The organism is Bifidobacterium catenulatum PV20-2 (genome assembly GCF_000800455.1).
Taxonomy (GTDB): domain Bacteria; phylum Actinomycetota; class Actinomycetes; order Actinomycetales; family Bifidobacteriaceae; genus Bifidobacterium; species Bifidobacterium kashiwanohense_A.
Window position 1 is genome coordinate 1,500,339 of sequence record NZ_CP007456.1, and the last position, 13,382, is coordinate 1,513,720.

General features: G+C 63.4%; 10 protein-coding genes and 2 pseudogenes. 2 read left to right on the top strand and 10 right to left on the bottom strand.

Annotated elements, in window-relative coordinates; translation table 11 throughout:
• Positions 1–134 precede the first annotated feature (134 nt).
• From AH68_RS06665 to AH68_RS10900, 8 genes and pseudogenes are all read right to left on the bottom strand, one after another.
• On the bottom strand, positions 135–5,519 hold the full coding sequence (locus AH68_RS06665) for an LPXTG cell wall anchor domain-containing protein (RefSeq protein ID WP_236682374.1): 5,385 nt from the start codon (positions 5,517–5,519) through the stop codon (positions 135–137).
• Between the two features lie 320 nt (positions 5,520–5,839).
• Positions 5,840–6,897, bottom strand: a pseudogene (locus tag AH68_RS06670) (FIVAR domain-containing protein).
• A 79-nt stretch (positions 6,898–6,976) separates the two neighbouring features.
• Positions 6,977–7,453, bottom strand: coding sequence for a WhiB family transcriptional regulator (locus tag AH68_RS06675; RefSeq protein ID WP_039198753.1), 477 nt, complete (start codon positions 7,451–7,453; stop codon positions 6,977–6,979).
• Positions 7,454–7,480: 27 nt separating this feature from the next.
• Positions 7,481–7,753, bottom strand: coding sequence for a macrolide ABC transporter ATP-binding protein (locus tag AH68_RS06680; protein WP_039198755.1), 273 nt, complete (start codon positions 7,751–7,753; stop codon positions 7,481–7,483).
• A gap of 5 nt (positions 7,754–7,758) precedes the next feature.
• The gene (locus tag AH68_RS06685; RefSeq protein ID WP_039198757.1) at positions 7,759–8,430 is read right to left on the bottom strand and encodes a ParA family protein; all 672 of its coding nucleotides are present in this window, start codon (positions 8,428–8,430) and stop codon (positions 7,759–7,761) included.
• A 112-nt stretch (positions 8,431–8,542) separates the two neighbouring features.
• Positions 8,543–9,040, bottom strand: a complete 498-nt coding sequence (locus tag AH68_RS06690) for a WhiB family transcriptional regulator (protein ID WP_039199944.1) — start codon at positions 9,038–9,040, stop codon at positions 8,543–8,545.
• 47 nt (positions 9,041–9,087) lie between these two features.
• Positions 9,088–10,351: pseudogene (locus tag AH68_RS11280) on the bottom strand (helix-turn-helix domain-containing protein).
• A complete protein-coding gene (locus AH68_RS10900; RefSeq protein WP_039198759.1) occupies positions 10,348–10,503 on the bottom strand; it encodes a hypothetical protein in 156 nt (51 codons plus the stop codon). Before AH68_RS10900 ends, AH68_RS11280 begins: the two are co-directional and overlap by 4 nt.
• Before the next feature lie 356 nt (positions 10,504–10,859).
• On the opposite strand from AH68_RS10900, the gene AH68_RS11285 reads away from it, so the two are divergent.
• On the top strand, positions 10,860–11,513 hold the full coding sequence (locus AH68_RS11285; protein WP_039198764.1) for a GNAT family N-acetyltransferase: 654 nt from the start codon (positions 10,860–10,862) through the stop codon (positions 11,511–11,513).
• 74 nt (positions 11,514–11,587) lie between these two features.
• Here the strand turns inward: AH68_RS11285 and AH68_RS06715 are convergent, their stop codons facing one another.
• Complete coding sequence (locus AH68_RS06715) at positions 11,588–11,956, bottom strand: hypothetical protein (RefSeq protein ID WP_039198766.1); 369 nt, start codon at positions 11,954–11,956, stop codon at positions 11,588–11,590.
• The gene (locus AH68_RS06720) at positions 11,956–12,177 is read right to left on the bottom strand and encodes a helix-turn-helix domain-containing protein (protein WP_039198768.1); all 222 of its coding nucleotides are present in this window, start codon (positions 12,175–12,177) and stop codon (positions 11,956–11,958) included. The genes AH68_RS06715 and AH68_RS06720 overlap by 1 nt, the downstream gene beginning before the upstream one ends.
• Before the next feature lie 656 nt (positions 12,178–12,833).
• Here AH68_RS06720 and AH68_RS06725 point away from each other — a divergent pair.
• Entirely contained in the window at positions 12,834–13,373 is a 540-nt protein-coding gene (locus AH68_RS06725; protein ID WP_039198770.1) for a peptidylprolyl isomerase, read from the top strand.
• Positions 13,374–13,382: the final 9 nt, after the last annotated feature.

A 13,382-nucleotide genomic window follows, 5' to 3' on the forward strand; every position in this document is an offset into this window, starting at 1 on the left:
ACGCCGTCCGACCGTCTCCGGTCAGGTGACGGTGATTCGTCGGGGAGGACGAAGTCTGTGGTTCATTCGGGCATGTGAAGTCAATGGAGGGCGTTCCGGCCGTCATCGGACGACGAGGCCGGAACGCCTCGGGGTCACTTGCCCGCGTTCGCGGCCGTGTGGCGGCCGGAACCCTGTGCGCGGTGGCGCTTGCGGAACACGAGCAGGGAGCCGCCGGCGAGCAGCACCGCCAGGGCGCCGCCGGCAAGGCCGAGCACGGCCGTGCCGGTGGAGGCCAACGGCTTGGCACGGTATCCGTTCCAGTCGTCCGTGTTGGATTCCACGGTGGTGTCCTCGCACAGGGTCCTGTCGCCGACCTTGACCTGCTTGAGGCCGGTCGTGTCGGACGCGTCGCCGTCGACCTTCGTGTCGCCGGTCTGGTCGCCGTCGGTGGACTGCTGGCCGCCGAACTGGTCGGTGACGGGGCATTCGACGAGCGGCGTGCCGGTGACCTTGACACGGTCGGTGTGCTTGCCGCCCTGCTCGACGCCCTTGAGGGTGCCGGTGATGATGGTGGATTCGCCGGGCTTGAGCACGAGGGTGTCCCAGTTGTCCGGATACTTCAGGTCCGTGACGTCGCCCTCGCCCGCGATGGTCCTGTCGACCATCTTGAGGTCCTTGGCGAGATACCAGGCGCCCTCATCGGTCGAGGAGTCCGTCTTGGACGTGTTGGTGATCTTGAACGCGATCTGCTGGCTGTCGCCGGCCATCTGCAACGCGTCCTTCACGTCGTCGCGGTCGCCGGCCTGTTCGCCGGAGGCCACGTCGTACTTCTCGATGTGGATCGACGGGGTCATGTCCGGGGTGCGGGTCCACACGATGTTGGATTCGAACTCCTTGTCGTTGAAGTATTCGGTGAACCGGTTTTCGACGCGGTCGGAGACCTTCAGGCGCTTGCATTGGATGTACGCGCGCCAGCCGTTCTCGTGGCTATTGTCCGCGGACACGAGGGTACGGTACGCTTCGGTCGCTTCGACGGTGACCACGCCGTTGGCGTCGGCCGCGGCGTCGAACAGGTCGCCGCCGAACTTCGAGGAGTCGAAGCCGCTGCCGGCGAGCTTGTCGCCCTTCGCGGCGATCACCTTGCCGTCCCTGTACAGGTCACGGCTCGCGTACACGGCCCACTGGCCCGTGTACTGGTCGTACTCGGTGTTCAGCGGGTCCACGATCCTCCACTGGTCGACCCGCGGGTAGGCGCGGCCGGCCGGGATGATGGAGCTGTCGAACAGGTAGAGGAACGTGCGGTCCTTGTACACGCTCCTGCCGTCGATGCTTTCGCCGCCGACCTTGACGGTCACGTCCTTGGCGGGGTTGATTTCCTTGAGCGGGTTGGACACCTCGTTGGTTTCCCGGGTCAGGTCGTTGGTGACCTGGATGGCCTTGTTCCTCACCGTGTAGCCGTCCTCGACCTTGACGACCTTGTACGGCATGACGATCCGGTATTCCTGGCCGAGGAGGTTCTGGTCGATGCTCGGATCGGAAAGCGGATCATGCTTGGACGAGGACGCGTAGGCGGCGAGGTCCGTCGGCTGGGGATCGCCCTTCACGGTGACGCCCTTCTTCGGAATCCACGTGTCCACGGTCTTCGCGTACACGTACGCGACGCCGTCCTTGATCTGGATGTTGAACTTGCCGGTCACGTCCTGGCCCTTGGAGTCGAGTACTTCGATCTTGGTTCCGTCGATGGCGAGATGCTCGTCGTCGAAATCATCGGTGATGCCGGCCTTCCACACGCGGTACGCGTTGTTGGTCTGCTTCAGGTCGAGGGTGACGACGTAGTTGCCGGTGTCACCCAGCAGCATGGTCTTCCCGTCGATGCTGACGGACGGGTCGCCCTGCTCCTTGGACTGGTTGTCCTTCTTGGAGGGATCATGCTTCGGGGGTAGGTTGTCGACGATGTTGGACGGGGTGATCGAATTGTTCAGGGTGAGCATCCACTGGTTGTCCACCCTGCGGTCGGTCGGCGCGTCCTTCGCGACGGTGCCTTCGAAACGGACCTGGATCTGCGGGTGGGAGCCGGCCCGCCAGTGTTCGGCCACGTACTTGTCGGAGTACGTGATGGTGAACTGGTGGTTGGCGTTGTCCCAGGCGACGGTGTAGTCGCCTTCGACGCCCATCTGCGGATCACTGGTGGTCAGCTGGTCGCCGGTGGCGAGGTCGGTGACCTCCAGGGTCTGCTGGTCGGGTTCGAGGTACCGGTCGTACGTGTCGGTGTCGCGGATGGACACGATGCGGTACGCGAGGTCCGACGGGATTTGAGGACGGGTGGTGAGCCTGTATTCGACCTTCTGGCCCGGATACACGACCTTGTCGTTCGCGTCGTTGTTCGCGCCGCCCTGGCTGCCTTCGGCGACGACCCTCTTGACGACCGGCGGAACGTAGCCGCAGATGTACGGCTCGTTGGTCGGCTGGGACTCGTTGTTGACCTTCTCGGAACCCTTGTTGGTCAGTTTCGACCCGTCTGGATTCTCGCAGAACGTGAGCTCGTCGCCCGCGTGCTTCCCGAAGTCCTTGCGGACCTGGGCCGCGCCCTTGCCGTTCGCGAAGTTCACGACGCCCGGCAGGAGCAGGCTGATCTGCTTCGGATTCTTCAATCCGGCCTGCGCGGCACGGTATTCCGGCTTCGCGGTCGCGGTGACCTTGGTGCCCGCCACGGTGATGTCGAACTGGTCGGTCACGTCACGGCCCTTGTTCGCGATGTCCGCGACGGAGGACGCCGCGTCGGTCGTGGCGTCCGCCTCGTACACGCGGATCCGCGACTGGTCGGACGCGAGGTCCCAGATGTAGTCGGCGTTCGCGTAATCATCGGTCAGTTTGATGTCGGTGACCTTGACGAGGTCGGACGCGATGACACCGTTGACGACGCTGGCGACCTGGTCGCCGTCGAGGAACTTCAACGTGTCGGCGCCGGTCTTGTTCGACCCGGTCGGATCGACCACGGCGGCCCACTTGCCGTCCTCGCCGAGACGGATCCAGCTCTTGTCCGGGTTCGGGCTCCACTCCTTGACGGGCGGCTCGTTGCCGGGCACGGTCTGCTGGTTCCACTTCTCCCAATCACCGTTGGTGAGCTGGACCTTCTGGCCGGCCTTGAGCGCGTCCTTGAGGAACGCGCCCTTGATGGTCATGCGGACCTTGCGGTCGGCGGCCTGGTTGTAGGTCGTGTCGAGCAGCTCCTGCTTCGCGCTGACCCACACCCTGTCGTCCTGTTTGTGCACGTCGAACAGGTTCTTCGCGTCCTTGCCGTCGATGGTGACGGTCACGGTCGCGGAGTCGAGATCAATGTTCCTGGCGCTCTTGGAGAAATCATCGCCAAGCTCGTAGGAGCTCATCTTCCTGGCGAGGTTCCTGGGCAGCAGGCCGTTGACGGTCACGCCGAAATCGTCCTGCTGGACGAACGTGTGCGTGTCCGCGTTGACGTTGTTGGCCCACGCCGAGTCCTCGGCGTTCGCGGCCTGGCCCTGGTCGGCGCTCCATACCTTGTCGGGCTTCGGATTGCGCACCCAGACCGGCGGCTCGTTGGTCGGCCGGGATTCGTTGTTCCAGGTTTCGGTGGCCTTGTTGGTCAGTTTCTTCTGGTCGGCCGCGGCCTGGGCGTTCGGAACCTGCCTGACGATGCCGCCGATGTACAGTTTGACCTTGCGGTCGGCGGTGCCGAACGCGGTCTTCGTGAGGAACGACTGCTTCGCGGTCGCGGTGGTCGTGTGCTTCGCCGTGTCGATCGTGATGTCGAACTGGTCGGTCACGTCCTTGCCGTCCACGTACACCCTGACCTGGTCCTTGTGGTTCCAGTCGATCCACTGGGCCGACGCGGTCCAGTCGTCGGTGATCGAATAGGAGGTGAACGGGTTGAGCAGGTGCGCGGGGATGCGTCCGTTGACGACGGCGCCGATCGCGTCGCCGGTCACGAACGTGCGGTTGTCGCTGCCCTTGTCGTTCGTATGTTCCGGATCCTCGGCGTTCAACGCGCCGTTGGAGTCCAATACCCACACCTTGTCGGGCTTCGGGGTGACCTTGCCGACCTGTTCGCTGTTGCCGGTCTGGCAGTGGCTCTTGTCCGTGCTGCCGTATTCGTCGCCGGTCCAGCAGGCCTGGCTGTCGTCCGGAATGGTGTAGTCCGAACCGGTCGGGGTCGCGGACTGGGGCACGTTCAGCGTGTACTGTCCGGACGCGGGGTTCAACACGTGCGCCTTGACGATGCGCTTGCCCGGCTGGCTGTCATCGACCGTGATGTCGGCCTTGACGGCGTTGCCGTCCTGGTCGGTCACGGTGACCTTCGAAACGTCGTCCCTGTCGGTGCCGCCGATCAGGACCTTCTGCGCGGTCACGTCGATCGTGTCGTACAGCCAGAAATGCTCGCTCGCGTTCGACTGCGCGGTGATGTGCGCCGTGTACAAGGAACCGGACGCGATCTGCTGCGCGTCGGAAGTGACCTGCTGGCCGGCCGCGTTGGTGAGCTTCTTCGACGGCGGGGTCGGTACCGGCTTCCAGGATTCCCTCGCGTCGGCCGAGCCCGCATGGCCTGCGTCGGCCTTCATCTTGCCCTGCTTCGGGACGTTCACGTCGTAATAGTAGGAGCCGGCGGGCCAGGATTTCCATGTCTTGTCCACGTCCCTGAAACCGAACGACACGTTTTGGGTCGTGTTGTTGTCCTGCGTGAACTGTTTGGACGCGGTGCGGGTCGTGCCGTCCAGTCCGGTCCAATGCAGGGTGATGGTGCCCGTCACGTTCTCGCTGATCGAACTGTTGCCACGGCTCGTGGTGATCGCGTCGGACACGTCGCCGGTCGCGCCGGCCTGGGTGAACGTGCCGCCGGCCTGCGTGCTGACGGTCAGGTCGTAGTTCGGCGGTGCGGGCTGGTACTTGTCCAAAACGATCACCACGATTGACGGCTTCGAGGAAGCCCCCACATTACGGCGCATGATCGCATCCACGCTGTTCGACGGATCATCCGAGAAACCAGCAGATGTGCGGTAGCTCTGAGTACCCGCATAGTTATATGTGTTTGGCGCAACGTAGGTGTTCCAGTTGTCATACCAGCCGCCGGGCAAAGAGGGCGAATAGTAACCGGTGCCGTTGTAGATGAAGCTGCGGCCTGAGATATAGGGCACCGCGCCGACGGCGACCACTCGGCAGTCACCATCGCCCTCGCCGGGATGACGCTGCCGGAAACCGGTCTCGCATTCCGTGCGGGCCTGGTCCAATGCGGCCTGCGCCTTCGTGACGCCATCGCCCTGCAACGCGACGCCGGCATTGTTCATGGCGGCGCGCACCGAATCAAGACTCGTGGCCGGACCCCATGCGCCCGATGCGTCGTCCTTGTACTGCCAGAACTGCAACACGTCCATGTTCCCGCCCGCGCCGGGCTGGTTTCCGCCGCCACCGCCCGCGAACGCGGTCGATGCGACGACGCCGCCGGCACCAAGCGTGGCGATCGCAGCCACCGCCGCGACACCGGCCTTCATCATCTTGCCAAAGTTCATGTAAATGAACCTCCGTTAACCTTGTCTGTCCATCCCCTCCCCTCAATCGTTCCGGTCATGGCCCCGCCGCCTTTTTTCAAGGGGTGGCGGGGCTTCCGACCGCAGGAATAACGGGAGGTAGCCGCCGGTTGGCCCGGCGGCCACCAACAAGCCTCACAGACGACACGCCGAACCACGGAGCATGGCGTCTACAAAAATCCGGAAGTATTTCCCGGCAACACGGATACACGGGAATGCGGGGAAATGGGTTTCCTTTGCGAAATCCATGGAAAAGGCCCGTACCGGTTTCCCGATACGAGCCATAATCAGCCAATCGTCAATCAGTGATGAATCAAACCATCGCTGGACGGTGGAGGGCAGCTGTTGCCGCACCCGTGGCCTCCACTGAGGTTCGGCTTCGGGGCGGAGCCGCCGGCCGGGCGGAGCCGGACGTGGAGCCGGAGCCGGTGCCGCCCGATGTGGTGCCACGGTATGTGTTGGAGCCGGAAGTGGAGCCTTCCGTGCGCCTGTACGCGCCGCCGGAGTAGGAGGAGCCGCCGTTGTAGGCGGATTGGGCCTGCGCCTGAGCCTGGGCGGCCGCTGCGGCGGCTTGCGCATCCGCGTCCGTCTTTGCCTGGACGCTCGCGTTCACGCCATTGATGGCATCCTCCACCGTCTTGCGCGCCCCGTCGATCTTCGCCGGATCGTTCCCGTCCTTCAGCCCGTTCGCCGCGTCGATGGCGTTCGACAATGCGTCGCGGGTGGCGTTGTCCGCGACCTTGCCGTCCGAATCCGCGAGCAGCTTCGACGCCTCGTCCAGCTTCGCCGTCAGATTCGTTTTCGCGGTTTCCAGCCTCTTCGCGGCCTTGGATTCGGTGACGGCCCTCACCGCCTTCGACAGGCTCTTCTCGTGGGTCCCGTACCAGTCGGCCTGTTCATTGAGCTTCACGGTGGCGGCATCCAGTCCTTGCGCGTCTTCGGCCACGCAGCCCTCGTATTCGGGTGCCATGGCCTTGAGCTCCTTGCCCAGGGATTCGACGGTCTTCGAGTCCTTGACCTGTTCGGCCTTGACGGCGGCGGCATCGGCGGCATCGCCGTTGAGCAGCGCGTTGTATTCGTTGGCATTGCTGCGCACGGCGTCGGCGGCGGTGGCGCACGCCTCCTTGGCCTCGGCGAGCTTCGCGCCGCTGTAAGCGTTCCAGCCGACGATGCCGGCCGCGACCAGAATCACCGCGCAGACGGCCGCGATCAGGGGCGGCAGCCACTTCGGACACTTCCTTCCATCCTTGCCTGGCCCTGTGATGTTCTCGGCGGGTGTTTCGACGGGTTCGAGGATTTCCGTCTTGTCGTTCTCGCCCTTGAGGTTGACGAAGGCCACCGTTTTCGTGTTCGTGGTCATTGGGATTGTTCCTTTCATTCGGGTTTCCGGAATGGTTCGTCCTTATGGGACCGGACCGGTTATCTGTATCGGATTGTCTTCAGAAGAGGGTGTCCTGCAAGGGCGGGGTGTGCGTGGCGGCGGCCGGGGCCTTCGCCTTGCCGGTCGAGCGTGTGGTGGCGCGCCATCGTTGCTGGCGTGCGTTGCGCTGCTCGGTCTTGCGGCGTTTGCATTCCTTCTCGCGTGCCGCCGCCACGATCTCGGGGTTCTCGCGGATGTACCGGGCGAGCCGCCGTTCGGCGGTCGGGTCGTCGGGGTCGAACCGGAATCCGGCCTCCTGCGCGGTCTTCAGCACCTGGCGTCGGGCGCGCAGGGGCAGTCCGCCGTAGATGCCGTACTGGTCCCGGACCATGATGCCGAACGCGAGGCATTCGGCCCTGACCGGGCAGGCCTCGCAGATCCGCACCGCCGCACGGCGCAGATCGTATTGGGTTCGTTGGTTGGGAAGGTCGTCGGGCCCCCACATGCGGTCCGACCACGAGCCGGGGAAATCCGCGCACTCTCCCTTCAGGAACATTGTTCTCCTTGTTCATAGGTTCACAGCTTATTTCAAGCCCAGGTACGTTTCGAGGGCAGCATCGACCACTTCCTGAATGCGCATGTCATGCTCGGCGGACCAGGTCTTGAGCCTGCGTCGGGTCGAGGCGCGCAGGCTCACGCTGGTCTTCACCCAGCCCTCCGCGTCGTTCGGTTTCACGGTCCTCCGGTTTTTCGGTATTTCGGTTTCCACCGATTCCGGTCTTCCGGTATCCGCCGGTTCCGTCCGGTCGCTGTTGAGCAGCGCGGTCAGGTCGCGCGGACGGGGCGTCAGGTTCATGTTCCTCACAGGTCCTCCTCCTTGTCCTTGAGCTGTCGCATGGTCTGCTTGAGTTCGCCGGCCAGGTCGCGGTATTCGTGCAGGCGGGACCCGCGGGGGCGGGTGGATTTCGCGTTGAGGATGTCCTGGCGTTTCGGAATCAGCGTCTCGAAGCACGCGATGTCCGCGGCGTCGATCCACGCCAGGGCGTCGCGCAGGGCGGTCGTGTTGGCCTCGGTGCGGCACAGGAGGATCGCGGCGGGGACGCCGCGACGGTCGCACAGGTCCTTCACGCCGGCGGCCTGGTCGAGGTCGATGCGGCTGGGGCTCGAGGGAATGACCACGAGGTCCGCGTTGTTCACCGATTCGTCCAACGCGCGCCCGTACGGGGCGGAGTCGATCAGCACCCAGTCGACGGGGTCGTCGAGACGGCCGTTGATCCCGTGCAGGTGCGTGATGTCGGCCGGCGCGGCGGACATCACGTCGAACGGCAGCGGGTCTCCAATCTCGGCGGCCAGGTACCACCAGTCCTTCGCGTCGCCCTGCACGTCCGCGTCGGCGACGAGCACGCGCTGCTCGCCCCGGGACTGGTCCACGAGGGCGCAGGCCAGGAACACGGCGCTGGTGGTCTTCATGCTGCCGCCCTTGCCGGTCGCCAACGCGATCACCAGCGGCTCGCGGTTCTTCTTGTCGTTCATCGGTTTCTCCTTATTTCGGTATGTCGGTATCCGGTTTTTCGGCATTCCGGTTAGTTGGTTTTTCGGTATTGCGGTTTGTGCCGCGTCCCACGCGGATCGCGACGGGAAACGGTCAGAAGAGGCTGCCCTGGACCAGTCCCTTGGGCACGGGTTCGGTTTTGAGGAAGAGCGGTTCGTCGTGCGTGTATTCGCGGCGGGAGCGTTGGCGGCGTTTGACGGAACGCCAGTAGTCCCTGCCGGCGCGGCGCATGCGTTCGTCCCAGTCCGGGTTGGCGGCCAGCCAGTCGTGGATCCGGCTTTGTGGGATCCGGTGCAGGCCGGCCGCGTCGACATGCAGGTCGCGGGCGATCAGCCGGGCGAGGGCCCAGCGGCTCGCATAGTCGAGCCCGCCGTACACGGCCTTGTCCTTCCAGCCGCCCACGAGGGCGCGGCTGATGCAGTCGAGGCGCATCGGGCACGCGGCACACAGCATGCGGCCCTTGCCGCGCATCCGACCGTCGATCAGGTCCCGGCCATCCTGGTCGCTCACGGTGTTCCACATGCGGTCCGCCATGGCCGGGTCGATGGCGGCGATCCGGGCGCAGGCCGGCAGCGTGGCCCGCCCGTTCATGGCCGCCGTCCCGGAGCAGACGCCCGCGGCGAGGTTCGGTTCCCTGTTCATGCGGCCACCTCGATTCCGTCGCGTTGGTTGAGCTCGGCGGCATGTTCCATGCACGCGGTCTGCCATTCCGACGGATGGCCGTAGCGCAGGCTTCCCTCGTGGTCGTATTCGTCCTCGTGCGGTCTCATGTCGGCGAGGACGTGTTCGCAGCCGAGCGTGTGCACATGGCGTTCCTCGTAGCGCGGAGGGACGGGCGTGTTCCTCACCGGCTTGGTTTTCCGGTCGCGGTCCCGGGCCTCCGAGTCCAATGCGCGCTGGCGTTCGATCTGGCTGATGGTCCAGTCGTTGGCGATGCCGTCCCAGTTGTCGGCGAGACGTCGCGCGGAGTCGATTCGTCCGAGCCAGTACGTGTTCGACGGCAGCCAGTCGATGGCCGCGAGGATGAGCGCCATCGCGGCCGCATGGTCGCCGTCATGGGCTTTGGCGATTCGGCCGACGAGGTGGCCGATCTTGGCGTGATCGCGTTTGGTCGGTTCCGCGGTGGTCAGCATCAGCCTGGAGCGGACGGACGTGAGATGTTCCATCACGGTCGCCGCTTCGGAGTCCGTTCCGATCATGTCGTTCCCATCCTTCTCGGCGGGCGCTTCCCGCTTGCGGGGAGCTCTCCCGTAGGGAGAGAGGGGTTGGGTTTACATGGAGGGTTTACATGGAGGGTTTTATCCTTATATATACAGCCCTGCGAGATTTGCAGTGCTGGAGGTGCGGCATTTGCAGTGCTGGGGTGCAGCTCTCGCAGTGCTGGCCCTGCGGGATTTGCAGTGCCGTTTTCGTGTCGTTTTCCAGCCCTGCGAGATTTGCAGTGCTGGGAATCGGCTTCGTTCCAGCGTTTTCCGGAGTCACGTCCTTGGATTCGCCGTTTTCCATGATGGTGGAGGCGGCGGGGTCCACGGTATTGCCCATGGTCTTCGGGTCGCGTTCCGCGGCGTGCGTCTCCTTGATCCATTCGAGGGTCGACGGGTCGGATTCGACCGCGAGGTCCCACACGATCTGGCAGTACTGTGGCAGGCGGTTCCTGCCGCCCTTGCCGAGGCGCGCGTAACGTTGGTCGCCGCGGCGGATGAAGCCGCGCTCCTGGAGCGTCTTCAAAGCGGCGCGCACGGTGCGTTCGCTCAGTTCGGTGACGTTGACGATGGTCGCGATCTTCGGATAGGCTGCGGTGCCGTCGTCGTCCGCGCGGTCGGCGAGGTAGACGAGCACGGCTTTCGCGCTGGCGTTGCCCACATGGCATCTGAAGGCCCATGACAGTGCGATGTTGCTCACGGCCGCTCCTCCTCACGCTGCTGGGCGGCACGGCGTTCGGCGTCCAGTCTGGCGGCCTGCTCGTCGCCGAGACGTGCCGCCCGGCACAGGGCGAATGTCATCAGCCCCGCGAACGCGACGAACACGATCAATCCGATCAGAAGCCAGTTCACGCGAGTCTCCCTTCCATGGACGGGTGCGCCATCATCGACGCCAGGCGACGGGAATCGGTGGAAACCGGACCATTGTGGCGGGCGAATGCCGCCGCGACCGGGAAAGTCCAAACCGGTGCCTGGAAATCCCGGTTACACTCGGGAAACACAGAGCAAGACATGCGGAATGCTTTAGTAAAGTCGTTCATGTGTGATCACTACTCCAAGACAATGCATTGGGCGGCCACGGACCGGGATCCGGCAAGATACGGGATCCGCGGCCGCTCGGAATATTGGTTGCACCGCCCGTCCCCGACGCTCCAACATCGGGAACGGGCATTTCTTTTATCGATTGCAGAGAAAGAGAGAATTTTCAAATGAGATCAGACCATCGCACCACCTCCCTCGCCGTCGACGGGCCACGCGCCGCCGCAACGGATGGCGAGGCAAAGGCAATCAAGAGCCTGCTCGTCAGGGACATCAAAGGCTTCGATCAAAGCGTTCCAGCAGTCGTCAGACACGATGATGGAACGATCAGGCCTACGTACATAGGCGTATGGGGACAGGACCGTCTGATAGGCGCGGCCCTCATCCAGCCAGCCCTTTACGTAGCCGAGACGCTCATATACCGCACCGGGACGAGCGGGGTCCATGCCGCACAGATACGAGAGGCTTTCGCCGAGCATGCAGCCCTCATCGAAGGGATCGCGGTCGTCAGGAAGCATCGGCGTGAAGGCATCGGATTGCAGATCAAGGCGTTCTGCGACTCCTGGGCGGCAGACCACGGCGCTGAGCTGATACTCAGCATCCCCACCAACGAGGGCGCGCGCCTGCTCAACAAGAAAGCCGGATACACGGTCGCACCGCCCGATGGATATCTCACCATCAAGGTATTTGACGCTCAGGGACAGCCTCTTCACATTCCCTACGCCGACCAGCGGACCCAGGACAGAGGCACTAGCATGTGGGCGTACAAGCTCGTAGGGCAACGCACACAGCACTTCGAGATCGGCGTTCTCACCGCCTCCTGAAGTTCCGAAGACCATACCGTCGATGAATGTTCCCGACGGGTCACGGGAGAAGACGAGTCTTCCGGCTTCGTCGCTCATGCTGTCCTCCCCTCGGTCAGCAGCAGGCCCACCACCATCCGTTCGCGGGCGGAGAGCTGTACATCGACCTCCCGGGAGGCATGCGTGTAGGCATGCGTGGGGCGGAGCCAGGTGTCGGCCAGTCCGCGGGTCTCGCCGCGGCGCAGGGCGCGCACGGCGCAGGCCGGGCAGAGCTCCAAAATCTCCGTGTCGCCCGGGACGCAGTAGTTGCGCCAGCCGTTACGGGCGAAATAAGCGTCGCGGGCGGCCGAATCGTAGTCGGCCCAGAACGTGCCCCAGACCACTGTGTGGCAGCCATCGCACACCGTGACGCAATCCCACCGACTGTCCGGCCATTCGGACTGTTCGTAGATTCCACCAGCCATCACGCGACCTCCTCATGATCAGCATCAAGCCCCAGCAAATAGTCGGTAGACACACGGAAGTGCTCGGACAACACAACGATGTCTGAAGTTGTCCAGCCAATGCGTCCCAAGAGTTTTCCATTCGCCGAAGTTTTCGATAAACCAAGCAATGAACCGAGTTGGGCACAAGTAAGTCCCTCACCCTTTACCAGAGCACTTATCCTTTGGGTCACTCCATTCATAGTTCTTTCTTTCTGACTTGGTTCATTTTTACTGTACTTCACTATAGCGTACAGTTTGACTGAACGCAAATCGTATGAGACACTTAATTAAGAAATTCTGAACTATTTTGGGAAGTGATCATATGTCCACATCGGAAGTCTCACCAGAAACACCTTTGGATAAAGGACAGCGTGCTGAAGCGGCGATCCCGACCAACGTGAGAGTTTATCTAGGACTAAGCGGAAAAACACAAAAGGCACTTGGAGAAGCTTTGGGCATTACCAAGAGTGCTATGTCCATGAAAATGTGTGGCAAAGTTGGATGGTCAGTAAGCGATCTTGTAACGACCGCCGATTTTCTAGGTGTCACGCCAAGCGCCCTAATGGATGACACAATTCTCAGCAAAGCCGAGGCTGGATATGCAAAATCGGCCGAGTATGGAGTTTTTGCCGAGAAGCCAGGTGCTTTGGTAGGTGTCGGCTCCCCTAGGTTCCTTGTCAGTCCCTTCAACCCCGACGCCCCGATCGAGGGCGGGATCTCGGGTGCTGCTAAAGGCGCCTTGGCCGGTTTTGTGCCGTCCGGGGTCCCGTCCGGCTCGGGTTCCCCGTCCAGCCCCTCGAAGCATGGCGGGATTGGGGTTCCCGGCCGGTCTCAAGCCCATGAGACACTTGGAGCCATGACTACCATCATCATGCGCACCTCTGAAGGTGATATCAAGATCAACCTGTTCGACGACAAGACCCCAGAGACCGTGGCTAACTTCCTGGGTCTCGCCACTGGCGAGAAGGAATGGGCCGACCCGTTCACCGGTCAGCCGAGCCATGAGCCGTTCTACGATGGCCTGACCTTCCACCGCATCATCAAGGACTTCATGATCCAGGGCGGCTGCCCGCTGGGCACCGGCACCGGCGGCCCGGGCTACAACTTCGATGATGAAATCGTTCCAGGACTGACCTTCGATCGCCCATACCTGCTGGCCATGGCAAACGCAGGCCTGCGCCGCGGCATGGACGGCAAGGTCCACGGCACCAACGGCTCCCAGTTCTTCATCACCACCGTGCCGACCGAATGGCTCAACGGCCATCACACCATTTTCGGCGAAGTCGCGGATGACGAGTCCAAGGCCGTCGTCGACAAGCTCGACTCCGTGGCAACTGACCGTTCCGATGCTCCGCTCGAGCCGGTCGGCATCACTTCCATCGAAGTGCTGAAGTAAGTTTCGCAT